The sequence below is a fragment of the Francisella frigiditurris genome, assembly GCF_001880225.1.
Classification (GTDB): Bacteria; Pseudomonadota; Gammaproteobacteria; order Francisellales; family Francisellaceae; genus Francisella; species Francisella frigiditurris.
Map to the genome: position 1 here is coordinate 1217774 of NZ_CP009654.1, position 26410 is coordinate 1244183.

A 26410-nucleotide genomic window follows, 5' to 3' on the forward strand; every position below is an offset into this window, starting at 1 on the left:
TACTAAAATAGTATGGATTTTTTAAGCTTTAAAGAGGAGATTATGATGAGTGATATTAAAGAACTATTAGAAGGTAATAGAAAATGGGCAAAGAATATAAAAGAAGTTGACCCTGAATTTTTTAATACTTTATCAAAAGGCCAAGCTCCAGAATATTTATGGATAGGATGTTCTGATAGTAGAGTCCCTGCAAACCAAATATGTGGCTTAATACCTGGGGATGTTTTTGTTCATCGTAATGTAGCAAATATAGTTTCATTAACAGATCTGAATTGTCTTTCTGTACTTCAATATGCAGTAGAAGTTTTAAAAGTTAAAAAAATAATTGTCTGTGGACATTACTCTTGTGGTGGAGTAGAAACTATTGTTAAATGCAGACAGTTTGGGCTTATAGATAATTGGCTAACATCAATTCAGGAAATTAAAGAGAAAAATATAGAGCTTATAGAAAAAACTTTAGAACATTTAAAACATGATAAAGAGCTCTATGAAAGTGCTATGGTTGATATTATGTGTGAGCTAAATGCTTTACATCAAGCAATTAACTTATGTAAAACAACAGTTGTTAAAACTGCTTGGAATAAAGGGTTTAATTTTACTATTCATTCAGCTATTTATGGTATTAAGGATGGTAAACTTCATCAAATTAGTCAAGGTATTGGTTCAAGAGAAGAGATGAATATTGCGTATAAAGATGCAATCGAAGGAATAAGAGCTAGATACTTAGTTCTTTAAGATTCTACTAATCTATCAGATACAATCTCTTGAGCTTCACTAAATGTTGCACTTTCTGGTGTAACTATTGTAAATTGAGAAGTCTCTTCTTCTGAAGATTTAGGTCTAACACGTAATCTATAAAGAATATATAAAGATAGCAAAGTAGAAGCAATTCCTATTATAATGAAAAATCCTATACTTCCTATAACATCTGTAAATATAGAAATAATAATTGGACCCAATATCGATCCTAATCCATAAAATATTGTAATTAGACCAATTGCATTTAATATCTGATCTTCTTCTAAAAAATCACTAGAGTGACTTATTGCTAATGGATATATTACAAATGCTCCTCCGCCAAATAAAAACATAACTATTATAAGTATTGGTAACACATGATAAAAAATACATACTAGTAAAGAGGCGATTACAAGACTAATACTAACGATTAACATGACAAGTCTTCTATCAATCATATCCGATATTTTACCAATAGGTATTTGAAGTAACATTCCTCCTAATAAGGTAGTCATCATAATAATGGATACTATATTTTGATCATTTGATACATTTATTAAAAATAAAGGTAACATTGAATAAATAGATCCTAAAAGAATTCCTCCAGTAAATCCAGCAATCATTCCTAAAGGTACTGCTTTTATAATCTTCATAGGAGAATTTACTTCTTCAGAAGCTGGAGCTGGAGCTACTGTTTTTGTAAAGCACATAAAAATAATGGATACACTACATAAAGTAGAAACAAAACAGTATGCTAATAATAAATCACTAAAATGGAAATTTAGCATTAATTGGCTAAAAGCTTGAGTTCCATAATATATAAATAAATATATTGAAAAGATAGTCCCTCTGCTTTTTTTATCTGTAGATAATAAGCACCAACTTTCAACTATTACAAATAAGGCTGCCAAGGAATAACCACATATAAACCTTAAAATCATCCATACGACCATTCCTTTAAAGATACCTAATAGTAAAGTACTTATTGCCATTGCAGATGCAAATAAAGAAAATGCTCTAATATATCCTACTCTTACAATAGTATATTGAGAGAAATAGGGTCCAGCAGTTAAACCTAGAAAATATGCTGCCGAGATTATACCTATAGCTATATGAGAATGCCCCATACTATTAAGCTCTATTGTAGAAAAGGTTGTAAAGAAACCATTTCCAAAAGAAAGAACGCACATTGCAATTATTGGCGTTAGTAGCAGAAGTAAAGTCTTTTTCATTTCTATATAATGCAAGCTTGCATAATAAGTTAAATTATATAGAAACCTACTATATAAGTTAAGGGATGTTTATGAATAGTTTAATATTTCAGCTTTTTTAGAAAATATTTATTGAAATCATTCTCAAAAACATTATTTAACCTAGCTCCAGAACCAAGATGTAAGTCAGAGATTTTAGTATTTTTAATAAATTCAAATATATTTGATTCTTTAAGTCCAGCACCAGCAAGAAGCTGTATATTTGAGCCTAATAAAATATTTTTTGCTTTTATTAAATTATCTTTTCCATCTAATGCAGACTTATGATGTCCTGATGTAAGAATAGTTTTTATATCATATTTAGTTAATGTTTTTAGTGCTTTAAAATAGTCATGTGTTTCGTCTATAGCTCTATGGAAGGTTAGATCAAGATGTTCTTTTTTATCTATTATTATTTTTAACTTTTCTTCATCAATATCACCATTCTTATCTAAACATCCAAATACGATGCCATTAGCTTTAGTTTTTTTTATTTTTTCTAAGTCTTTTAACATTACGGACATATCTTCATTACTATAAGTAAAGCTATTAGCATGAGATCTAAGCATTACATTTACAGGAATGTTAACTGAGTTGCAAACTGATAAAATTATATCTATATTTGGAGTTAATCCACCAACTTTTAAATTCTCTACCAGCTCTATTCTATCAATATTTAATTTCTCAGCTTGTTGGGAATCTAAGGTATTAGTTGTTATAACTTCTATATACATACATTATTAACGTTTTCTTTTACTAATTGGAGAAGAAGCTTTCGTCCCATTAGTATTAGGTAGTAAAGTAGCTATTTGAGTAATCATATTATTTGTTACAGTAGTTTGTAAATTATCATAAACTCTATTAGCTTCAGCATTCTGAGCTAATTGCATACCAGAGTTACTTTGCCAATATTGTTGAGCACTTATAGTCTTATTAGGAATAATTTCTATTACTTTAATATTATCTTTATTGTCTTGCTCAGTATTATTGTCTTGCTCAGTATTATTGCTTTGCTCAGTATTATTGCTTTGCTCAGTATTATTGCTTTGCTCAGTATTATTGCTTTGCTCAGTATTATTGCTTTGCTCAGTATTATTGCTTTGTTCAGTATTATTGCTTTGTTCAGTATTTTCAACAGGTATGACTACATTATATGAGACCGTTAAGCTTAATAAATAAGTATTATTTGATGCTCCACCAACTACACTTGTTAATTGACTTCCTTTATTAACATTTTGTAAATTAATTACATATTGTGCATCTTTAGGATTATTAACTATTTGCGCTCTAGAACTTCTGAGTGTACGAATTAAGCTATTTGCATATTCATTAAAATTATTTGTATTAATGTAGAATTTTATACCTCTAATCTGTGGACCATCACCGCCGACACCTCTTGGATGAAAACCACAACTAATAAGTATGATTGACATAATAAAAACAGCTATAAGATTTTTAAGATAATTTTTTGTCATATTATTTTTCTTTATCCTTTACTTAGTTACAATATTCATCAATTTTTGAGGAACATAAATAATCTTAACAATATGTTTATCATTTATTGAATTTTTTATAGTATCTTGAGTTAAAACTTCTTTTTCTATTTCTTCTTTAGATAATGATGATGCTAATTCAAGTTTAGCTTTTACTTTACCATTTATTTGTACGACAAGTAAAAAATCATCTTTTTCTAATGCATCTTCATCAACTTTAGGAAATTCTGAGATTAATATATTTTCACCAAAATTTAATTCTTGCCATAATTGATGAGAAATATGTGGAGTAAACGGAGACATAACTCTTAAAAGTATAGATAAACCTTCTGCTTTAACATTCTCTGATAATGTATCATCATAATCATTTAAAGTATTTAATATTTTCATACATGCAGAAACTACAGTATTAAATTGACTTTTATCAAAATCAAAGATTGCTTGTTTTAAGTTTGAATATATTTCATAACGAGCTTTTTTATCAGATTTTGATAAATTATTTAAACTTATATTTGATGGTAATATATCTTTATTCATTTGGGCATAATTCCAAACTTTTCTTAAAAATTTATTAGCTCCTTCAACCCCTGTATCAGACCATTCTAAAGATTGTTCAGGAGGAGCAGCAAACATACTAAATAGTCTAACTGTATCTGCACCATACTTGTCTATAAGTTCTTGAGGATCTACAGTATTACCTTTTGATTTAGACATCTTTGCGCCATCTTTTAGAACCATGCCTTGTGTTAGAAGATTTGTAAATGGCTCACTACTAGTTACTAATCCTTCATCACGCATTAATTTATGGAAAAACCTAGCATATAAAAGATGCATAATAGCATGTTCAATTCCACCTATATATTTATCTACAGGTAGCCAATAATTTGCCTCGTTATCTAGCATTTTATTAGCAGTAGGGCAGGTATATCGGGCATAGTACCAAGATGATTCAAAAAAAGTATCAAAAGTATCTGTTTCACGAGTAGCTTTACTCCCACATTTTGGACAAGAAGTTTCTAGAAACTCTGACATGGTTTTAAGTGGAGAGCCAGCTTCTGTCAAGGTTACATTAGTAGGTAGCTTAACAGGTAGATTTTCTTCTTTTTCAGGGACAATTCCACAACTATCACAATGAACCATAGGAATAGGACAACCCCAATATCTCTGACGAGAAATGCCCCAATCATGGATTCTAAAGTTAGTCGTTTCATATCCTTTATTATTATCAAATAAATATTTTTTAATAGCTTGATAAGCTTTTTTAAAGTTTAGGTCATTAAACTCGCCAGAATTAATAAGAACGCCTTTTTCTGTGAAAGCTTCTTTTGTTAAGTCTATCTTTATATTCTTATCTTCTGATTCAATAACTTGCTTTAAATGAATATTATATTTCTGAGCAAATTCCCAATCTCTCTGATCATGAGCTGGTACAGACATAACTGCTCCAGTACCATATCCCATAAGTACAAAATTCGCTATCCAAACATCAACTTCTTCATTAGAAATAGGGTGAATAACTTTTAAAGAGGTCTTAATACCTTTCTTCTCTTGAGTGGAAAGATCAGCTTCCATAGTAGAAGTATGTCTGCAATCTTCTATAAAATTATTTATTTCTGAATTTATTTTTGCCTGCTCTAAAGCAAGAGGGTGCTCAGGAGCAATTGCTAAATAGCTAACCCCCATTAAAGTATCTGGTCTTGTAGTAAATACTTCTAAAACTTCATTAGAATCTTTTAGATTAAATTTAACAGTTAAGCCTTTAGATTTACCAATCCAATTTGTTTGCATAGTTTTTACAGCTTCAGGCCAGCCTTCAAGCTTTTGAATATCATTCAATAATTCATCTGCATAATCTGTAATTTTTAGAAACCATTGAGGAATCTCTTTTTTCTCAACTAAAGCACCAGATCTCCAACCACGACCATCAACAACTTGCTCATTCGCTAAGACTGTTTGATCAACAGGATCCCAGTTAACAACAGAGTTTTTACGATACGCTAAACCTTTTTTATAAAGTTGTATAAAGAACCATTGTTCCCATTTATAGTAATCTTCATCACAAGTAGCTATCTCTCTAGACCAATCAAAGCTAAATCCTAAAGAAGAAAGCTGATCTTTCATATGAGAAATATTGCTTTTTGTCCATTCATAAGGAGATTTTTTATGTTTTATCGCAGCGTTTTCTGCTGGTAATCCGAAAGCATCCCAACCCATAGGGTGAAGAACATTTTTGCCTTGCATAGTTTGATATCTTGCTATCACATCACCAATTGTATAGTTTCTGACATGTCCCATATGTAGTGTGCCACTAGGGTAGGGTAGCATAGATAAGCAATAGAATTTTTCTTTATCAGGGTTTTCTTTTGCTTCAAAACTTTTATTTTCTTGCCAATATTTTTGAGCTGCTTTTTCTATTTGACTAAAGTTATATTCATTCATTGGAAATATAAGAACCTATAATTGAAAATTTTATAAAAAATAAGTGGCTTAATTTTAAGCCAAAATAAACAAAATATCTAGTTTTCAGACATCCATGTTTCTAAAATGACACATGCCGCAATAGCATCAACTTTAATATGATTAACTTTTTTATTTTTTACGGCTTCTAATCGAGATCTTGCTTCACGAGTTGAGTATGCTTCATTTATTAAATGTATCTTTTTATCAGCATATCTTTCTTGAACAGCTCTAGAAAAAAGCTTTGCTTCTCTAGTTATATCTGTTTCAAAACCATAAGCATCTAATGGAAGACCTATAATAATATCACTTGGATTCCATTTTTTTATAACTTTATCAAGTTCATACCAATCTGGAGTTCCATCATAAGCAGGAACAGTGCCAACAGGGGATGCTGTGCGAGTTATCATTTGCCCACTAGCTATTCCTATTCTTGATTTGCCATAGTCTATAGCTAAAAGAGTATTAAACATCTTTTACCCATGACCTATATGATTAAATATTTTATCAAAATTAGCTAAGCTTAAACCAGATGCTTCAACATGATTTTCCCATTTGTCAGTATTTTCAAAATGAAACATGACTTTTTTATTTATTTTATTGGTAATAAGCCAATCATTAGCTTTGATTTCATCACTTAGTTGTTCTGATGTCCAACATGAGTAACCTAAAACTGGCAGAAAATATTCAGGCAAAATATTATTTGCAAGATCTTCTAATATATCTACAGAGGCTGTAATTGCTAATCCATCAGATAATTTGATAGTAGAATCATATTGATGTGTATTATGAACAGAATGCAATATAAGAATCTTATTTGGACTGATAGGTCCGCCCATATAAACAGGTTGCTCTAAAACTTCTTCAAAGGTATTAGAATAGTCAATCTTAAGCTCTTTAAAAACATCTCTCAAACATTCAGGCAAAGGTTTATTTACTATAAGACCCATAGCCCCGTATTTGTCATTTTGACATAAATATATAACAGATTCAGAAAAAACTAGATCATTTTTAATAAGAGGCGTAGCAACTAAAACTTCACTTTTGTGATTACTAAACATGCTATAATGAACCCCACAATTTAATTTTAAAAAAGCTTTATTATGATTAAAGCAAGTATAGGAATTATTCTAAATGAAGAACGCTCTAAAGTCTATCTAAGTTTAAGACAGGCACATCAGACATATTCTGGATTCTGGGAGTTTCCAGGGGGTAAAGTAGAAGAAAATGAAAGCTATGAAGAATGTATTAAAAGAGAGATTTTTGAAGAAGTAGGGATAATAGCTCAAGAATTAGAACTTCTAGAAAAAAAAGATTATATAAATAAATATAATATACATATTTTCTTAGAATTTTATCTTATAACAAAATATGAAGGTTTGCCTAAAGCTAAAGAAGGACAAAAATTAAAATTAGTAAATATTTATGATTTAAATAAATATAATATTTTGCCAGCAAGTGAAAGTGTTATAGAAAAGTTAATAAAATTAAACAAACAGATATAGGATAATTAAGTATTCAGAAATAGGGCTGGGATGTTTAAATTATTAAATATGTAATTTAACATAATATATATTATGCGAATACTGATGTAACTGGAATATAATTCCCATTACGTTGGTTTTACATACTTATCTATGTTAAAGTCTACCTAATATACTATCCTCTTTTTTGTTTATGAAACAAATTATAAAACTTTTTTTAATTTTAATATTATGTCAACAAGTTAGCTTTGCATCACTTAATAATATGGAGCAAAAAAAAACTTTAAGAAAAGATTTTTTCAATAATATAAGTCATATTTATTATGATGATAAAAAAACAGATAATGGATTTGATGGATTTAAAGTAGATATTTATAACTTATATATATGTGATAAAGATAATTTTTGTTATAAGCATAATATATCTTCAGGTGTTCCAACTGTAATAACTATTAATACAGTAAATACTAGCAATATGCATGAAATCACAGCAAAACTTTCCTATGATGAACTTAAGAAAATATACTTTACTGGTAACTTAAATACTGTAAAACTAATTTCTTCAAAATATATACAAGATTTACCTCCTATCGCCCTCCTTACTTCAAATAATGGAGAAATTGAAGGAATTGAAATTACGACAAAACAATCAAAAGATTATTCATATACATACTCAAGTGTTTTTACAGAAGACTTAGAAAAAACTAAAAAATGGGCTTTATTATTAAATTAGAGGGACATATGAGCAAAATTATTAAAAAAGTATTATATATTTCAGCTTTAGCTCTTTGTTTTAATAATTTAGCTATTGCGGGAACTTCTGAAGGAAATAAACATACTAAAATTTTTGAAAAATGCAGTAATCAGCTGAATTCTGAAATAATAAGAAAAGTTGCTAAACTTAATGAAATCTATGGTCAAGATAATAGTTTTCCATTTTATGTTAAAAATATAGTTTGTAGTGATAGAAATGGTAAAAAAGTTGAAATATCTGCTTTTAGAAATAATAAAAAATTCATTTATCTAATAATTTCAGTAAATGATAAGACATATTATGTAAATATTTTTAATTATTATAAGGGTGATTTTAATAAGTTAGCTAAAGTTACGATTGGTGATGGTTTTCCATGGAGTACACCTAAAAAAAGTGATTTTATATTTGTTGAAGTTGATCATTTGAGTAGTTTAGTAACTTCTCCAGAATATTATATTTTAGGGTCAAATGGGCAAGTTACATATTTTAATGGCCAATATACTTTAACCTATGCTGATTATGCTAAACAAGAGTTTTATATCTCTACAGCTTTTCTAGATATCTATACGTCTCCAGATTATATAGAAAATATGAAATATACTACAGGTTTCGATGATATGGATAATTTACAGTTAAAAAATGCACAAGGAGCTGTAAGTATAGAGCCACTGTTTGGCGGCGGTGGCTTAAAATTTATTCATAAGAAGGAAACTCAAGTATGTAGAGGTGCTGCTCCAGGTTCTAGCCCAGGGATATGTGTTTGGGGAACTAGGACTGAAGTAAAAGAATTGGAAAACTATGCTTACCTTTGTGGAACTGATAAATTAAGTATGTTTTTTAGCGCATCAAGATCTAGTTTTTGTAAGGCAGCTAAAAATTATGAATTTAACTTTGGTGATATAATAAATTAGCTAAAATCAACACCGCTATAATCATTAGCCCTCTCATTAGCCTTATAATAACTAGCGGGCTTATAATGTAAAAAAGACTCATTTATCATAGAGCCAAAAAAGCCATAAAGTTTAGAGTTATAGTCTGCAACAGCTTCATTATAATAGATTCTTGAGATGTTTATTCTATTCTCACTACCTTCTAGTTGAGACTGTAAAGTAATAAAATTATCACTAGATTTTAAATTTGGATACCTATCACTAACAGCTAATAATTCATTTATTGTATTATTTACATGCTGTTGTTTTTCAGCTAAAAAATTAACATTATCATGACCTACTGGTAGGGTAGAATATTCTTTAGATTTCGCTTGTTGTTGGATATTAGCTAAAGTTTCTTTTTCATGTTTAGCATACTGATTTACTATTTTAACTAAATTAGGTAGTAAATCCGCCCTTCTTTGTATAGCCGACTCAATATTTCCCATTTCTCTCATTACAGCCTGTTTACTATTAACTAAGCTGTTGTAGTTTACAATAGTTACTATACTAATCAACAAAATGATAACACCAAAGAAAGCTAGTAGCCCAATAAAAAGTGTTGAAAGTGAAATAGAAGTTTCTTTTTGTATTTTATTACTCATTTTGTAAATTTACCTTTTTCTTAAAAAGAAACCTTAGGTGGCTGATTTGCTTGTTTATCTGCTTGGAAATATGGCATTTCTTGATATTTTAACATAATAGCATTTACTATTTTGCCGAAGAAACTAAGTAAAAGACTGTTAAAGCTTTGAATAGCACTATTATAACGATCTCTTTTTATAGAGATTTCTGACTCAATTCCTGAGAGCTCTTGCTGTAAGCTTAGGAAATTTTGATCCGCTTTAAGATTTGGATAGTTTTCAGTAACAGCCATGAGTTTTGCCAAAGCTGAACTAAGCTGATTTTGATTATTTAAAAAGTCTTTTATTTGTTCAGGACTAGAAACTTTCGTTGCATATGATTGACTTCTAAGCTCTTGAACTTCTGTTAAGGTACTTTTCTCATGTGAGGCATAACCTTTGACAGTTTCTACAAGATTTGGAACAATATCTAGCCTTTTCTGTAAGCTTGATTCTATATCTGCCCAAGTTTGCAAGCCTATTTGTTTACTGTTAACAAGCTGATTATACATCGAGATAAAGGCTTTTATAATAAACAGAAGTATTACACCAAATATGATTATAAATAGTGAAAAAATGATAATTGATAAAAAAGAACTTGGTGTCATAATAAGTTTCTGAACCGACTAGTAATTATTAAATAATAGAGTATCGTAGTATCTTTTACAATGTTAGAGAGGTCTATTACCAACTACCACTAGCTCCACCACCTCTAGATGAGCCCCCTCCTCCTCGGAAACTGCCGCCACTACTTGAGCTACCGCCACTATAAGAGCCACCTCCACCACTATGATATGATGAGCTACTCTGACCATTTTTGCTAAAATCAAGCCTAGCTAGAAGAGCTGTATCAGTTGAGTTGATAGTAATGATTTCTCTAAACTTATGATTATTGGTTATTGTTGCAGTTTTTTCAATTTTCCAATTTTGGCTATTTTCTATATCTTCTTTAGCAATATTTACATTATATTCAGATACAAGAGGATAGTTATTATTAGCAAAAATATCGATAACTATAAATCTAAATGATATTTGATCTTCAGCTTGAGTAAACTCAATAAGAAAGTTAAATGTATTAAGCTTTGTTTTATGATATTCTGCATACTTTTTATTTATCATTTCAGCAGCTTCATCATAAGTAAGAGTAATATCTTTAAATTGCTCTAATGCGGCATTTAATGTGCTTGCATATTGATACCAAAGCTCAGAAAAATGTTTTTTATTTTTTAACCTATATATATTATTTACAATAAGGTTGCTTACTATTTTTAGCCTTCCAAAATTATTTCCAAATTCAATAGGAGATATTAAAGAGTTCATGTTATAAACATCTTTTTTTGCTTTTGCCATTAAAAGAAGAAAAATAAAACCTGCAACCACAGAGAAAATAACATCGAATATAGTATTAATAATGTTATTATTGAAAACCTTAAATATAGCAAGATTTATAATAATTATACAAGCAGCTACAGAAGCTAGAGACAATAAGTACAGTAGCTTTCCACCATATTCAGAGCCAGTGTATTTAGCATATACTCCAGCTACTTTAGCTAAGAACTTTTGGTAAAAATAAAAACTTATAGATAAAAGTATTAAAAAGAGTAGTATTAACAATACATAATAGCCAGCTTTATATTGGAGAGGTTTAGGAGCAAAACTAACGTTATTACCATCTAAAATGCTTTCGATTTTATCAATAGCTTCTAAACTTCCTTCATAATAATATCCATCTCTAAAATTCGGAGTTATAACATCATAAATAATACGACTGGATAGCGTATCAGTCAGATATGGCTCTAATTTTGTACCTATCTCTAATCTTACTTTTCTATTATCTTTTACTAATAGTAATAAAACTCCATTATCATGTCCTTCAACTCCTATTTTATTTTGATTAAATAATTTATTTGCATAAACTTCGAGAGATATATTAGAAGGTAGTTTCTTTATAGTGTAAATGACTATTTGATTAGTAGTTTTCTTTTCATAATTCTCTAGATTTTTTGCTAAAGAGTCTATTTGTGAAGTATTAAAAAAGCCTCCTTCATCTGTGACAAGATGTTTTATTGTTGGAGTTTTATAAAAAATATCATCAATATCAAAATTGTTAGCATAGGATGAGTGGTAAGAATTTTGGTCACTATCATTTTTAGAGATTAATTTTGAACCATCTAGTTTTAGAGTCATTTCATCTACAGCATCAACAATTCCTAGAGCACCCTCATTTTTCTTAAGACTTGGTTCAATAATTGTAGAGATAATTTCATCTGTAAAAGATTGAGGTAGCCATCCTGCTAAGAGAGGGCTTACTGTGATGCTAGCCAAATTCGAATCTTTAACAATTATTATCATAATTGTGTCTCTCTTCTTGATACGGCTCTTTTTGAAAACCATATTAGAATATTCTTCTAGAGAAAGATTGGCTGGCAAAGAATCTATAGTAAGTATTTTAAAGGATTCATCTTTTTGAAAGCTATTATGACTTAATATCCTCTTTAGAATATGTCGTTGTTGACTATTAAAAATATAAGCATTATCTGAAATAACCTCAAAAGTCATATCAGGAAGATCTTTTTCAGTTATTCCATACGGATAAAAATCTGGCGTTGGATTACTTTTATTAGAAACTACTAATGAGTTAGTTAATATACTGCCTAATTTATTCAAAGCATCAACCATACTTTTATAAACAAGGTTTTTACTTTGGTTATATTCTGTATAAAAAGCCATAGTTGTCCAGACAATATCACTTCTTGAAAGAAGATCATTATTAGCTTTTATAAAAAAAGAATCTGTAAAGAGGATTAATATACCTTTATCAGTATTAGAAAACTCCTGTTTGTATAAATCATTTAGATATTCATCAAGTTCATGTTTATTTGCTATTTTTAAGTCTTTTTTGGTGACTATTTTTATACTTATATTCTTTTTTTTATAATAACTTTTTAATGAAGAGCTAAGTATTGAAAATTGACCAGTTGAAAAAAGATTAGCATCATCAGTAACATAGCCTTTGCTTGTAGTTTCAAGCGCATTAGAAATTTGAGGGATACTAAAGATAAAGAAGATTATTAATAGAGTGTAAAAATAAGACGGTATGATTTTTTTCACTAAATTTAATTCTAGAAATAGTTTAATTTAAATTCTACATACTTGTTAACCATTTTAAAAACTTAAATAAATATACTTTTATAGTTTTTAATTAATTTTAGCTCCTCAATACTTTATAATTTTTAAAAGATTAGTGAAATAAATAAAATAACGTGTCAAACATAAAAAAAATATTTTTTTTACTCTTAGGATTTTCTGCTTTTAGTATATCCGATGCTAAACCAATTTCTTTAGCCATATCAAATGATGGCAAATATGCTGTCAGTTCAAATGATGACAAAAATGTTTATTTATATGACTTAGAGAATAAAACTGCTAAAAAAGTAAATAACAAAAAAACTAATCCTTATAGTGCTAACTTTATAGATAAAAGTGATGATTTTATTTATCAAGATATAGATGGCATTGTCTATATTATTGATGCAAAGACTCAGAAACTTATTAAGAAATTTGATACTAAATTTAAAACTAAAGGACCAAATAGTGTAAGTACAGATTTATCAATATACGTTGGCTCAAATGATCAGGGAAATATCGTTATTCAACAAATAAAAGAAAAAGATCCAATAAAATATACTTATGGTGGTAAAGATCAAACCATTTATAGTCCTTATGTTCCGATATTTACACCTGCTCAGGATAAAGTAATAGTAACTACAAGTGGTGGTGAACTTTGGATATTTGATATAAATGAAATCTTAAAAGAAGATGGTGCAAAACATCAAGTTACAATAGTTGAAAATATTGGTCAAACAATGAAAGATGTCGATCCAAATGGTAAACATGTATATGCCGTTGATCAGCAATATTCAGGAATAAAATATAATTTAGAAACAGGAGAGGTTTCAGATAAAGGGTTCTATTATCCAAAAAGTGTTGAGAATGTTTCATATATGCTCGACGGTAGTAAGAAAACTTCTTTCTTTAAAGGACTAACAAACTTTAAATTTATTGATAATGATAAAATTATAGCTACTCTTAAAGGGGTTAATCAGCCTTATCTTTTAGCAACTATATTTTCTCCGAGTAGATTTAATTGGGGACAAAAAAAGTTAGTTTTCTATTCAGATAAATACTTACCTTTAGTTAAAGCTCCTCTAGACTCTATGTTTGGCAATTATCAAAATGACAATGAAGCTTATCCTATAACTGGGGGATATAATATTCTTTTTGATACATCAGTAGAAACACATCGCTTAGTGATGGCGCAAGCTAATGGTGATGGTATTATGCTCTATAAATATATTCCAGAGATTGAAGAATTAAAATTAGAATGGGTTGGCGATACTCCTCTATAAATAAGATATTGCTCTTTTATATTAAGCTACTAAGATCTTCTATATTAGCATCATCTATATTATGAAATACATCTATAATATTTTGAGGAATTTTAGTTGGTCTACTTTTCTCTATATTTATCATTATCCAAAGAGTCTCTCCTTTACAGAGAAGTTTTTTGTCACTTTTCCTATATATAGAATATTTTCTTAAAGTAGAAATTTTTGTTAAATTTTCTACCCATGTGACAACTATAATTTCATCATTTAAAAAACCTTGAGACATATATTCTATATGATGTGTTTTTGCAAACCATGTTAATCCTAATGATTGTATTAGATCAAAAGTTCTATTATGTTTCACATGCTCCACAGCTGCATCTTGCATCCATTGTAAATATATAATGTTGTTTATATGTTTGTTTGGATCTATGTGTGCAGATGTTGCTTTAGTTGAGTATAGAAAATATTTTGAATCTTTCATATAAAGGATTTATTTTTTAATAAAAATAATAGAGATAAGTTTATATGAATATAGATAATAATAAAGGTCTAGTTATCTTCTTCTTTTGTTAGAGAAAATGTATTTGTAAATTTATGGTCAGAACTATCTGAAACAAATAATTCAAACTCTCCTGGCTCATACACAAATTCTAAATCATTATTATAAAATTTTAGATCTTCTGGAGAAATTACAAATTTTACCGTTTTAGTTTCACCCTTTTTCAAAAATATTTTCTTAAATCCTTTTAACTCTTTTACAGGCGGTGTTATCGAACGAACTTTTTGGTGGATATATAGTTGTACTACTTCGGCACCGTTATAGTTTCCAGTATTAGTTACCTCAGTGGTTATAACTAGTTTATCATTAGGTCCAATACTGTTTTTACTAAGTTCTGGTTTACTAATTTTAAAAGTTGTATAACTCAAACCATAACCAAATGGATAAAGTGGATCATTAGGTACATCTAAATAATTAGAATGGAACTTTTCAAACTTGCCATCATCTTTACTTAAGGGTCTACCAGTATTTTTATGATTATAGTAGATAGGTATTTGACCAACATCTCTTGGCCATGACATTGTTAATTTACCAGATGGGTTTACATCACCAAATAATACATCTGCTATAGATAGACCAGCTTCACTTCCTGGGAACCAAACATTTAAAATAGCAGGTACTGTTGTAGCCTCATCAACTAAAACTAAAGGTCTACCAGTAAATAAAACCAATACAACTGGCTTACCTGTCTGCAATAAGGCTTTTAATAAATCTTTTTGAGCCTTAGGAATTTCAATATCTACCCTACTAGTGCTTTCACCAGACATTTCAGCAGATTCTCCTAAAGCTGCAATAATAACATCAGATTTCTCAGCAATTTTTACCGCTTCATCAAGTAATTGTTTATCTGTTCTATTATCTCTAGGAATAGGCTTGTTAAACATAGTTACATTTTTTTCAAACTCTTCATCATAGGATAAATTACTTCCTTTTGAATAAAGAACTTTAGCTTTATCACCAATAACCTCACGGACACCATCCAATAGAGAAATAGACTTATATTGATCTGTAGAAACACTCCACGTTCCAGCCATGTTTACAGAGTTATTTCCTAAAGGTCCTATTATGGCGATAGTTCCTTTTTTTGCTAAAGGAAGAAGATTATTTTGATTTTTTAGTAAAACTGCTGATTCAGAACCAACTTGTCTTGCAAAAGTACGATTATCTTTTGTAAAGATTTCTTTTTCTGCTCTATTCTTATCATTACTATACTTATATGGATCTTTAAACAAGCCTAATTCAAATTTTGCTTGTAATATTCTTTTGACAGCTAAGTTAATATCATCAATAGAAATTTTTTCTTCTTTTAGAGACTTTTTAAGAGTTTTTATAAAACCCTGTCCTACCATATCCATATCTACACCAGCTTTTAATGCTAGAGCAGAAACATCTTGTAGATCAGTTCCAACGCCATGATTTACCATTTCAGGGATAGCTGTATAATCAGTTACAACGAAGCCATTAAAGCCCCACTCTTTTCTTAATACATCTGTTAGTAGCCATTTATCCTCTGTCGCAGGAACACCATTTATATCATTAAATGCTGCCATTACTGAGCCAGCCCCTGCTTCTACAGCTGCTTTATAAGGAGGAAAATATTCGTTATACATACGAACTTTACTCATATCTACCGTATTATAATCTCTACCAGCCTCCACAGCCCCATATAAAGCAAAATGTTTAAAACAAGCCATTACTGTATTGTTCAGACTAAGATCATTGTCTTGATATCCTCTGACCATAGCTTTAGCAATGAGGCTACCTAAATAAGGATCTTCTCCACTTCCTTCTGCTACCCTGCCCCATCTAGGATCTCTAGATATATCAACCATTGGGGAATATACCCAATTAATACCATCAGCACTTGCTTCAGTAGCTGCAATTCTTGCAGTTTTTTCAATCAAATCGATATTCCATGTTGAAGATAAACCAAGTGGAATAGGGAATGTGGTTTTATACCCATGTATTACATCTAAACCAATTAATAATGGTATATGTAATCTACTTTGCTCAACTGCAATTTTTTGAGCTTTATTGATTTTTTCAGCTGAAGTGAGATTTAATATTCCTCCAACTTTTCCTTCCTCAATAAGTTTTGCTACATTAGAATTTGCCCCTTCACCAGTAGTAATATCACCTGAATCTAGTAGATTTAATTGCCCTAATTTTTCATCAAGCGTCATAGAATCTAAAAGTTCATCAATCTGACTTTCATAATTTTTATCAAAAGTCGTTGTATTATTTGGAGAGAAAATATTATCTTCTATATTTGAGCAGCTAACTATAGCTGTACCCATAAATATTACAGTAATTATTTTCTTAAACTTCATTTCTATGAACCTTAAATATCTATTTAATTAATTATGGCTATTTGAAGTAAGTAAAGGAAGAAAATATTAAAGAATAGACTTAATAATATCTTCTAAAGAGTCTAGAAATTCTTCTTTTTGACTATCACCTATTAAGAGATCATCTGACGTTATTTGTGATTTTATAAAACTCTCAAGAAGCATGTGTTGAGCTTCTATCAAAGACAGCCCTCTTGATTGTAAATAAAACAAAGCATTTTTATCTAATTCACCAATAGTTGCTCCATGAGTACATATCACATCATCAGAAAGAATTTCTAATTCCGGCTTAGTGTTTATTTCTGCTTTTTTACTTAACTGGACATTCTTATTATTTTGATAAGCTTGTATTCCTTTAATTTTCTCATGCACTATAGCTTTTGCATTAAACCAAGCTTTTGAAGAGCCATTTACAACTCCACGAAAGTTAACATTACTATAAGTATCTGAAGCTTTATGATTAACTAAACAACACACATCAGCACAAGCAACATCTGATAATAAATAAAGTCCACGTAGATCAAACCTTGAATAAGACTCATTTAGGTTAACAACAATATCTTTCCTTAGAAGATGATCCTTATTAAGGATACAAAAACCATTAAACTCTGCATTTTCTGCAAAGTTAATTAAGTAATTAGCTGTAATAATAAAATCTTTATTATTAGGATTATCAGAATTATTTGTATAAGTTACTTTAGCTGACTCTGCTATATCAATATCTAAAAATAAATTTAAAGCCGAATCATTAGTTAAATTAACATAATCAATATCTAGATTTATATTTGAAAACATTTCAACATCTAACTTTAAAGCAACATTAGTTAACTTATTTTTTGCATATTCCGTATTTATAAAAATTAGACTAAGATCTTCTTTTGTATCCTTAGGTATATTTATACAAAAAGACTTTGCATTATCTTTTGCTATCTTAGACATATCTCTATTATCTTCATTAAATTCTAACTTAGAGATATGATTAAGTTTGTTATTATAATCTATAGCTAAAACACCATCTAAAATAACAACTACATTTTCATTAGTATCAAATTTAAAGTTTTTAAGATAATCCTTTGTAGCATCTGATTCTATTAAAATTTCTTCAATATTATTTTTTTGATAGATACTAGCAATATTTGTATATTTCCAACTCTCTTGCTTTGTAGTTGGTAACATATTTTTATCTATTAGCATTTCACAACCTTTTAGCTATTTAACCAAGAATAACCTTTCTCTTCTAGTTCAAGAGCTAGGTTTTTATCACCAGTTTTAACAATTTTTCCATCAGCTAGAACATGTACGAAATCTGGCTGTATATGATTTAAAAGTCTTTGATAATGCGTGATAACTAGAAAACTTCTGTCTGGAGATCTCATACTATTAGCACCTTTAGAAACTATCTGTAAAGCATCAATATCTAAGCCAGAATCTGTTTCATCAAGAATAGCTAATTTAGGCTCAAGCATCATAAGCTGAAGCATTTCGTTTCTTTTTTTCTCTCCACCAGAGAAACCTTCGTTAACACCTCTACTCATATACTTTTGATCGATCTCTAAAGTTTTCATGTTTTCTTTTAATTTTTTCATAAAAGAAATAGCATCAACCTCATCTTCTCCATTAGCTTTTTTTATACTATTAAGAGCAGTCTTTAAAAATTGAACATTACTAACTCCTGGTATCTCAATTGGATACTGCAAGCTTAGAAATATTCCAGCAGCAGCTCTCTCAGATATGCCAAGATCTTTTATATCTTTGTTATTAAACTTAATAGAGCCTTTTGTTATCTCATATCCTTCTTTTCCAGCTAACACATTACCTAAAGTACTTTTTCCAGCACCATTTGGTCCCATGATTGCATGGACTTCGCCTTTATTAACCTTTAAGTTAAGACCCTTTAGAATTTCTTTACCTGCTACATTTACATGTAAATCTTTTATTTCTAATAACATTTTTTGCCTTTTAATATTTGAATTATATAGTTTAACCAACCGCACCTTCTAAGCTTACTTCCATAAGCTTCTGTGCTTCAACTGCAAACTCAAGAGGTAATTTTTTGAAAACCTCTTTACAAAAACCGTTTACAATCATGGCAATTGCATCCTCTGTTGACATACCTCTTTGTTGGCAATAAAAAAGTTGATCATCAGAGATTTTTGATGTTGTTGCCTCATGTTCTATTTGTGAGCTATTACTTTTGTTTTCAATATATGGATAAGTATGAGCACCACAATTATGCCCTATTAGTAATGAATCACACTGTGAGAAATTACGTGCATTATCTGCATTAGGAGATATTCTAACTAATCCACGGTAAGCATTTTGTGCTTTACCAGCTGATATACCTTTTGAGATTATGGTACTTTTCGTATTTTTACCCAAATGGATCATTTTTGTTCCAGTATCTGCTTTTTGAGCATGTCTAGTAAGAGCTACTGAATAAAACTCTCCAATAGAGTTATCTCCTCTTAAGACTACAGAAGGATATTTCCAAGTAATCGCTGAGCCAGTTTCAACCTGTGTCCAAGATATTTTTGAGTTATCTCCTTTACATAACCCTCTTTTAGTCACAAAATTGTAAATACCACCTTTTCCATTTTTATCACCTGGATACCAGTTTTGTACCGTTGAGTATTTAATTTCTGCACCTTTCATTGCAACCAATTCAACTACAGCTGCATGAAGCTGGTTTTCATCTCTCATTGGAGCTGTACAACCTTCTAGATAACTTACATAACTATCTTCATCTGCTACAATCAAAGTTCTTTCAAATTGCCCAGTATTCATAGCATTAATTCTAAAGTATGTAGAAAGCTCCATTGGACAGTGTACACCTTTAGGTATGTAAACAAATGAACCATCACTAAATACTGCGGCATTTAAAGCTGCGAAAAAGTTATCCCCTTGAGGGACTACAGAGCCTAAATATTTTTGTACTAACTCAGGATATTTTTGTAAAGCCTCAGATATTGGACAGAATATAACTCCAGCTTCTGATAATTTTTCTTTAAATGTTGTTACAACAGAAACCGAATCAAATACAGCATCTACCGCTATATTCTTAACTCCTGCCAACATCTCTTGTTCATGCAGCGGAATTCCAAGCTTATTATATGTTTCGATTATCTCTGGATCTACTTCATCAAGGCTCTTCGGATGATCTTTTAAAGACTTAGGACTTGAATAATAGCTTATAGATTGAAAATCAATTTTTGGATAATTAAGATTTGCCCATTCAGGCTCAACCATTTCTTTCCATCTAGCATAAGCTTTAAGACGCCACTCTAGCATAAACTCAGGTTCATTCTTTCTAGCAGAAATAATTCTAATGACATCTTCATTAAGACCTGGTTCTATAGTCTCTTGCTCAATATCTGTAAAAAAACCGTGCTCATAGTCTTGGTCTATTATTTTATCTAAATTTTTACTCATAAATTATTATTAAAATTTGTTACTTTTTTCAATAGTTAAGATTTCATCAATTGATGTATTTGCGAACATATCTAAAATTTTATGGTTTACTATTTTCCAATAACTTTGTAATCCACATTTCTTTATTAGGCAAGAATTTTTAAATGTATCGCAACATTCTGTAATATTAACATCTGTTTCGATAGATTTCACGATATCTAACATGCTAATTTGGCTAGCTTGTCTTGCTAAAGCATAACCTCCTTCTATTCCACGTTTTGATACAATTATTCCACCCACATTAAGCAAATTAAGTAATTTCCTAACAGTTGGTAAGTTAAGACCTGTAACTTCTGAAATTTTTGAAGCACTGTATGGAGCATCACTATTTTTTGCTATAGTTACTACAACAAGGAGCGCATAATCTAGTAATTTACTAATTTTTAACATGCTTACCTGCAAACTATACTATTTTAGTATCTTTATATGCATATGATAGTATCTTAGCTAAGTAATGTAAATTAAAAAATTGATTAATAGATGATGTTACATTAGTATGTTCTTATTCAATATCTTTTATATTTGATAATTCAAAGATTAATCAGTTAATTTTATGAGAGTAGCTATTTTAGGAGCAGGTCAGCTTGGTGTATATCTTACACAAAGACTTTCACATGAGCATGATGTATGTATAGTTGATTTAGATGAAGAAAAATTAGGATTTATAGCATCAGCATTTGATGTGCAAACAGTCTGTGGCGATGTTACAAAGCCTAATATAATGATGGAAGCTAATTTAAAAGATACCGATATGATTATTGCTGTTACATCTAATGATTCAACGAACGTTGCCATTTGTGATATGGCTCATAAGATGTATAAAACTCCTTATAAAATAGCAAGAATACGAGATACAGAATATACACGTTTTCCTAAATTATTAAATAACGTTGATTTAGTAATAAAATCCTTTTTTGAAACAACTAAACAATTAGAACAACTAATATTTTTATCTGGTGCTTATTTTATCTCTAGTTTCTTTGATAAAAGGATTCAAGTTATAGGAGTTGAGGTTTCTGATAAATCTCCTTTAATAGGCTATGCTCTAAGAGATATATATCTTGGCATGGATGATGTCAGAGTTAATATTATTTCTATATATAGGAATGATGAAAAATTAGACTTAAAAGATAAGGAAACATATATCGAGGCAAATGATAGAGTATTATATATCTCTGAAAAAGCTTATGCTTCACAAATATTAGCTATTTTCCAACCACAAAAAACTAATGTAAAAAAAATATTTATTGCTGGTGCAAATCATGCGAGTGTCACATTAGCAAAATCATTAGAAACAAAAGGTTATATTGTCAAAATCATTGATCCAAGTGCAGAGAAATGCAAATATGCTTTAAGTGAACTTAGCAAATCAACAATATTACAATACAATCCTGTAAACAATAATTTACTTGTTACAGAAGGAATTGATGAGGCAGATATGTTTTTTGCTTTAACCAATTCTGATGAGATAAATGTTATGTCATCTATTTTAGCAAAAAAGCTTGGAGCAAAAAGATCTATAGCAACAGTCAATAATGCTGAATACCATTCTATAACCAGAGATTTAAACCTTATTGATTTATCCATATCACCTCATAATTTTTCATACACAACTATAAAAGCTTTTATGACACAAGCTGATATATTAAGAATGTATGAAATAAATGATTTAGAAAACTATATTTTAGAAGTTAAAGTTCATGGAGAAGAAAATCTCTCACCAATTATAGGAAAGAAAATCTCTGATATAAGATTCGGAGAAGATTTAGAAGTATTAGCAATAATGAGAGATAATATTCCAGTATTTAGCCCAGAGAATATTGTTCTACAAAATGAAGATAGAGTCTTAATAGAGGCTAGAAGCTCTCAAGCATTTAATTCATTAGAACGACTATTTCAGGTTATGCCATTATATATTGCTTAAGGATATTATTTAATTGATAAGGTTTTAGACATAAAGTATTATTGATTCATGTAAGGTTTTACTTTTCAATGAGTGCGGATGTCTTCAAAACTAAATTCAAATAAAGAAACCATTGGCCTTATCCTCTTAGTTCTCCTTATGACAGGAGCTATTGATAATATCAGAAATTTACCTCTTACAGCTACTTCAGGAACATATATATTTTTCTTTTTTGGAATAGCTATCATCTTATTTCTACTTCCAGTAGCTTTAGTATCAGCTGAGATGACAGCTACATATACTGGCAAAGGAGAAGAAGGAGTATATGGTTGGGTGAAAAAAGCTTTTGGTCCTAATGTGGCAATGGTTGCAATATGGTTTCAGTGGATAAATACACTAATATGGTTTCCAAGTATCTTAACATTTATCGCTGGAACTGTAGCTCTATTAGTTAATCCTTCATTAGCTCAAAATATGAAATATACAGCCGTTTTTATAACTATTACATTTTGGGTATTGACAATAATCAATTTAAAAGGTTTGAGAGTATCTGCAATATTTGCCAGTGCTTGTACTTTTTTTGGAATGATTTTACCAATGGTTTTAATAGTGTTATTTGCTCTTGCATGGCTGATACTTGGAAATCCTATATATATTCATTTTGAGCCAGGAACATTAGTTCCAAGCCTTACTTCTTCTGAGTCTTGGATGGGATTAACTGGAATTATTGCATCATTTCTAGGTCTTGAATTAGCAACTGTACATATAAGAAAAGTTAGAAATGCTAGAAAAACTTTTCCTTTAGCACTTTTAATAGCTTCCGTATTTATGGTACTTACTATGATTTTGGGGGCTTTAGCTGTATCTATGATTTTTCCTTTAGATCAAATAGATGTGGTAAATGGCGCGGTAAAATCATTTAGTATCTTTTTAGATACTTTTGGCTTAAGTAATTTCTTCTATATTTTAGTTGTTATGATTTTTATAGGCTCTTTAGGGTCTATGATAAATTGGATAATTTCTCCAGCAAGAGGTCTTTTACAAGCGGCAGATGACCACTTCCTACCAGAATGGTTAGATAAAAAAAACAAACATGATGTTCCTAGTAATATTTTAATATTACAAGCAATAATTATGACTGTCGTATGTTCTGCCATAACTCTTGTACCATCAGTTCAAGCATATTATTTTTTACTTACTGTTATTAGCACACAAATATATTCTATGATGTATATGCTAATGTTTTTCGCAGCAATGAAATTAAAACTACAATCAGATAATGAAATCATTGATGCAAACTTCAAAATACCCGGCGGTAAAGTAGGTATGTCTACCATATGTATCTTGGGAATATTAGGTACAGCTCTATGTGTAATAGTGGGCTTTGTTCCACCAGATAACATGTATGCTTCCGCAACAGAGTTTGTCCCTAAACTATTAGCTTGTTTAACTATAACAATACTGCCAGTATTATTTTTTCATTATTATAGAATTAACGCTGTTAAAAAAAATAATAATTTGTGTTAAAGTCTCTCCATTCTATATTAATAAAGGAGACTTATAATGTTCGAATCTTTATTAATATTCATAGCTTTACTTATTGGTTACTTTTTTATTCCTTTAAAAAATAAACATATTGGTTTAGTTAATAAGCTTATAGATTTACAAGTTATTCTTATAATAGCTATTATGGGTTATAACTTTAGTATTTTCACAAAAAATAATGATGTTATTTTCAAGGTTATAAACTTAAGTTTAGTTTATACAGTTATTATATTTTTAACTAATATAATAGCCCTATTTATTTTATGTAACATAAATAAAAATCTTAAACAAAAATATATAAAAAATAATGTAAGTGATAGCTCTGGATTAACTAACAGATTTATATTAATAATAAAGTCTTCAAAATATATTCTATATCTAATATTTGGATATATTTTAGGTGAAATATTTAATATAAAAATAACTAACTATTTAGATAATATAGTATTTATAATATTGATCTCCTTGATGTTTACTATCGGAGCACAGCTAAAGTTAGAAGAAATTCCTCTCTCTAGAATTATAAAAAACAAAGATGCTTTTATAATATCTATAGTAGTAATTTTAGCATCAATCTTACCAGCTTTATTTGTTCCTTTATTTTTGCCGATTTCTATAAAAGAAAGTGTAATGATAAGTTCAGGTCTTGGCTGGTACTCTTTATCAGGAGTTCTTAATTCAAACTTTATTGGAGAATATTATGGAATAGCAACTTTTCTAATTGATTTCATTAGAGAGGTTATAGCAATTGCTTTGATTCCAATAGTTAAAAAATATCTCTCTATTGAAATGGTTGGATATTCAGCAAACACAGCTATGGACTTTTCATTACCTGTAATAAAAGATACTCATGGTATGGAAATAGTCCCATTAGCAATATCTGTTGGTCTAATAATGGCACTAATGACCCCAACACTTTTAGTATTAGAAAATATGCTTCTTTAAAAGAGAAAATTAAAAGATATAAATTATTTACTACGGAATTTGATACGGCCTTTTGTTAGATCATAAGGAGTTATTTCTACAACCACTTTGTCACCTGTTAATATACGGATATAGTTTTTTCTCATCTTACCTGAGATATGAGCTGTTACAATATGCCCATTCTCAAGCTCTACTCTAAACATTGTATTTGGAAGAGCTTCTAAAACAACACCTTCCATTTCTATGCAATCTTCTTTTGCCATATTTTTATATAATACTCCTAAATAATTGAACAAGCATATTCTAAACTATTTATAACAAAACTTAAACCTTTAAAGAAATTTGCTTTTAACTTATACTAAAGAATTAGATAATCAATAAAAATGAGTAGAGAAATTGACAAACATTTTTTTATTTGATTTTTTAATATTTATAGTTTCAATTGTCGGGGGCTTTTTAGGCTCTATGGTTGGACTTGGTGGAGCAGCTATAATTACTCCTTTTTTAGTAGTATTTATGGGTGTTAATGTGCATCATGCAATGGGTGCAGCCTTATTATCTATAATATGTACATCAACAGCAAGCTCAATTGTCTCTATGAAAAGCCATGGTTTGACTAAAGAAAAATTAGGTATATTTTTAGCTTTGGCAACTTCAGTAGGAGCAATATTTGGAGCAAAAGTTTCTATCATGATAAATGTAGAAAGTCTTTCTTTAATATATGCGCTGATATTAATAACAATGGCCATATTAAGCCTATCTAGAAACAAATCAGATTTTGGAGATTACTCAAAACCAACCTCAAAATTAGCTTATAAACTTCAACTTGTTGATAGTGTTACTATCCTAAATAAAAAATATGATTATAAAGTTTATAATATAGGCCCTGGTTTTATAAGCATGGTGGGAGCTGGTTTTTTATCTGGACTTCTAGGGATTGGAGCTGGTGCTTTTAAAGTTATTGGCATGGATAAAATTATGAAGATACCATTTAAAGTCAGTGCTTCCACAAGTAGTTTTATTATGGGATTGACGGCTTTTGCTGGTGCTAGCGCATATTACTTTGCAGGATATATAGATCCTATTATAGCTATGCCAATAGCTTTAGGAACCTTAATAGGAGCTACTATAGGTTCTAAAACTATGAGTTTAGTACCTGTTAGAATTTTAAGATTTATTTTCTTCTTAGTTGTGATTTCCGCAGCTATACAAATGTTATATAAGAGTTTTTAATGAATATGGATAAAAATAAAGTTGTAATATTTATATTAAAGTTAAATCTTTGGTTAGCCTTAATTATTTGTTTTATTGGTTTTATAGGACTTTCAATAGAAATTATCCATAATGGAAACTATAGCTATATTTTTGCTGAGAATTTATTTTCTACACATATAATGGAAGCCGGAATTTTATTATTATTAGTAATGCCTATTACTAGAGTTGTTCTAGAATTCATTTTTTTTATTAAAAATAAGAATTATGAATATATTATTATTTGTTTGTTATTATTTGCTATTGTTGTAGCAAGTATCGTATGTTAGATA

At 29.4% G+C, this 26410-nt stretch carries 26 protein-coding genes; 10 read left to right on the forward strand and 16 right to left on the reverse strand.

Going from position 1 to position 26410, the window contains the following annotated elements; genetic code table 11:
- Positions 1–45: 45 nt before the first annotated feature.
- On the forward strand, positions 46–735 hold the full coding sequence (locus tag KX01_RS06060) for a carbonic anhydrase (RefSeq protein ID WP_071664136.1): 690 nt from the start codon (positions 46–48) through the stop codon (positions 733–735).
- On the opposite strand, the gene KX01_RS06065 is transcribed toward KX01_RS06060, so the two are convergent.
- The 6 genes from KX01_RS06065 to KX01_RS06090 form a co-directional block, all read right to left on the reverse strand.
- Positions 732–1970: an MFS transporter gene (locus KX01_RS06065; RefSeq protein ID WP_156860380.1), complete on the reverse strand. Its 1239-nt coding sequence runs from the start codon at positions 1968–1970 to the stop codon at positions 732–734. The genes KX01_RS06060 and KX01_RS06065 overlap by 4 nt on opposite strands.
- Positions 1971–2050: 80 nt before the next feature.
- A complete protein-coding gene (locus KX01_RS06070) occupies positions 2051–2722 on the reverse strand; it encodes a copper homeostasis protein CutC (protein WP_071664137.1) in 672 nt (223 codons plus the stop codon).
- Positions 2723–2728: 6 nt separating this feature from the next.
- Positions 2729–3463, reverse strand: coding sequence for an LPS-assembly lipoprotein LptE (locus KX01_RS06075; protein WP_071664138.1), 735 nt, complete (start codon positions 3461–3463; stop codon positions 2729–2731).
- 18 nt (positions 3464–3481) lie between these two features.
- Positions 3482–5920, reverse strand: a complete 2439-nt coding sequence (leuS, locus tag KX01_RS06080; protein ID WP_071664139.1) for a leucine--tRNA ligase — start codon at positions 5918–5920, stop codon at positions 3482–3484.
- 77 nt (positions 5921–5997) lie between these two features.
- Positions 5998–6411 carry a Holliday junction resolvase RuvX gene (ruvX, locus tag KX01_RS06085; RefSeq protein WP_071664140.1) on the reverse strand — a complete coding sequence of 138 codons (414 nt, stop codon included), beginning with the start codon at positions 6409–6411 and terminating at the stop codon, positions 5998–6000.
- Positions 6412–6414: 3 nt separating this feature from the next.
- Complete coding sequence (locus KX01_RS06090; protein WP_071664141.1) at positions 6415–6999, reverse strand: YqgE/AlgH family protein; 585 nt, start codon at positions 6997–6999, stop codon at positions 6415–6417.
- A gap of 42 nt (positions 7000–7041) precedes the next feature.
- On the opposite strand from KX01_RS06090, the gene mutT reads away from it, so the two are divergent.
- The 3 genes from mutT (at position 7042) to KX01_RS06105 (ending at position 9087) form a co-directional block, all read left to right on the forward strand.
- Complete coding sequence (gene mutT / locus KX01_RS06095; RefSeq protein ID WP_071664142.1) at positions 7042–7443, forward strand: 8-oxo-dGTP diphosphatase MutT; 402 nt, start codon at positions 7042–7044, stop codon at positions 7441–7443.
- A gap of 172 nt (positions 7444–7615) precedes the next feature.
- Positions 7616–8155, forward strand: coding sequence for a hypothetical protein (locus tag KX01_RS06100; protein ID WP_071664143.1), 540 nt, complete (start codon positions 7616–7618; stop codon positions 8153–8155).
- 8 nt (positions 8156–8163) lie between these two features.
- Positions 8164–9087, forward strand: coding sequence for a hypothetical protein (locus KX01_RS06105; RefSeq protein WP_156860382.1), 924 nt, complete (start codon positions 8164–8166; stop codon positions 9085–9087).
- Here the strand turns inward: KX01_RS06105 and KX01_RS06110 are convergent.
- From KX01_RS06110 to KX01_RS06120, 3 genes are all read right to left on the reverse strand, one after another.
- Positions 9084–9710 (reverse strand): LemA family protein, encoded by a 627-nt coding sequence (locus KX01_RS06110; protein ID WP_083578907.1) that lies wholly within the window; start codon positions 9708–9710, stop codon positions 9084–9086. The genes KX01_RS06105 and KX01_RS06110 overlap by 4 nt on opposite strands.
- Positions 9711–9730: 20 nt before the next feature.
- Positions 9731–10240 (reverse strand): LemA family protein, encoded by a 510-nt coding sequence (locus KX01_RS06115; protein ID WP_198021089.1) that lies wholly within the window; start codon positions 10238–10240, stop codon positions 9731–9733.
- Positions 10241–10412: 172 nt separating this feature from the next.
- Positions 10413–12839: a TPM domain-containing protein gene (locus tag KX01_RS06120; RefSeq protein ID WP_071664146.1), complete on the reverse strand. Its 2427-nt coding sequence runs from the start codon at positions 12837–12839 to the stop codon at positions 10413–10415.
- A 152-nt stretch (positions 12840–12991) separates the two neighbouring features.
- On the opposite strand from KX01_RS06120, the gene KX01_RS06125 reads away from it, so the two are divergent.
- Positions 12992–14137: a WD40 repeat domain-containing protein gene (locus tag KX01_RS06125; protein WP_071664147.1), complete on the forward strand. Its 1146-nt coding sequence runs from the start codon at positions 12992–12994 to the stop codon at positions 14135–14137.
- 16 nt (positions 14138–14153) lie between these two features.
- Here the strand turns inward: KX01_RS06125 and KX01_RS06130 are convergent, their stop codons facing one another.
- The 6 genes from KX01_RS06130 to KX01_RS06155 all read right to left on the reverse strand — a co-directional run bounded on the left by KX01_RS06130 (position 14154) and on the right by KX01_RS06155 (position 20884).
- Positions 14154–14600 carry an acyl-CoA thioesterase gene (locus tag KX01_RS06130; protein WP_071664148.1) on the reverse strand — a complete coding sequence of 149 codons (447 nt, stop codon included), beginning with the start codon at positions 14598–14600 and terminating at the stop codon, positions 14154–14156.
- A gap of 68 nt (positions 14601–14668) precedes the next feature.
- Entirely contained in the window at positions 14669–17008 is a 2340-nt protein-coding gene (gene bglX / locus KX01_RS06135) for a beta-glucosidase BglX (RefSeq protein ID WP_071664149.1), read from the reverse strand.
- 66 nt (positions 17009–17074) lie between these two features.
- A complete protein-coding gene (gene sufD / locus KX01_RS06140; RefSeq protein WP_071664150.1) occupies positions 17075–18220 on the reverse strand; it encodes a Fe-S cluster assembly protein SufD in 1146 nt (381 codons plus the stop codon).
- Positions 18221–18231: 11 nt separating this feature from the next.
- A complete protein-coding gene (gene sufC, locus KX01_RS06145; protein WP_071664764.1) occupies positions 18232–18975 on the reverse strand; it encodes a Fe-S cluster assembly ATPase SufC in 744 nt (247 codons plus the stop codon).
- Between the two features lie 31 nt (positions 18976–19006).
- On the reverse strand, positions 19007–20455 hold the full coding sequence (gene sufB, locus KX01_RS06150; RefSeq protein WP_071664151.1) for a Fe-S cluster assembly protein SufB: 1449 nt from the start codon (positions 20453–20455) through the stop codon (positions 19007–19009).
- Positions 20456–20464: 9 nt separating this feature from the next.
- A complete protein-coding gene (locus KX01_RS06155) occupies positions 20465–20884 on the reverse strand; it encodes an SUF system Fe-S cluster assembly regulator (protein ID WP_071664152.1) in 420 nt (139 codons plus the stop codon).
- Positions 20885–21047: 163 nt separating this feature from the next.
- Between KX01_RS06155 and trkA the strand changes: the two genes are divergently transcribed.
- From trkA to KX01_RS06170, 3 genes are all read left to right on the forward strand, one after another.
- Positions 21048–22418 (forward strand): Trk system potassium transporter TrkA, encoded by a 1371-nt coding sequence (trkA, locus tag KX01_RS06160; protein ID WP_071664153.1) that lies wholly within the window; start codon positions 21048–21050, stop codon positions 22416–22418.
- Positions 22419–22496: 78 nt separating this feature from the next.
- The gene (locus KX01_RS06165; RefSeq protein ID WP_071664154.1) at positions 22497–23924 is read left to right on the forward strand and encodes an APC family permease; all 1428 of its coding nucleotides are present in this window, start codon (positions 22497–22499) and stop codon (positions 23922–23924) included.
- A 36-nt stretch (positions 23925–23960) separates the two neighbouring features.
- Entirely contained in the window at positions 23961–24887 is a 927-nt protein-coding gene (locus tag KX01_RS06170; RefSeq protein ID WP_071664155.1) for a lysine exporter LysO family protein, read from the forward strand.
- Positions 24888–24910: 23 nt separating this feature from the next.
- Here the strand turns inward: KX01_RS06170 and infA are convergent, their stop codons facing one another.
- Positions 24911–25129 carry a translation initiation factor IF-1 gene (infA, locus tag KX01_RS06175; protein ID WP_003033733.1) on the reverse strand — a complete coding sequence of 73 codons (219 nt, stop codon included), beginning with the start codon at positions 25127–25129 and terminating at the stop codon, positions 24911–24913.
- Between the two features lie 133 nt (positions 25130–25262).
- Here infA and KX01_RS06180 point away from each other — a divergent pair, with 133 nt between their 5' ends.
- Both KX01_RS06180 and KX01_RS06185 read left to right on the forward strand, forming a co-directional pair.
- On the forward strand, positions 25263–26099 hold the full coding sequence (locus tag KX01_RS06180; RefSeq protein ID WP_071664156.1) for a sulfite exporter TauE/SafE family protein: 837 nt from the start codon (positions 25263–25265) through the stop codon (positions 26097–26099).
- A gap of 5 nt (positions 26100–26104) precedes the next feature.
- A complete protein-coding gene (locus KX01_RS06185; protein WP_071664765.1) occupies positions 26105–26407 on the forward strand; it encodes a DUF1634 domain-containing protein in 303 nt (100 codons plus the stop codon).
- Positions 26408–26410 lie beyond the last annotated feature (3 nt).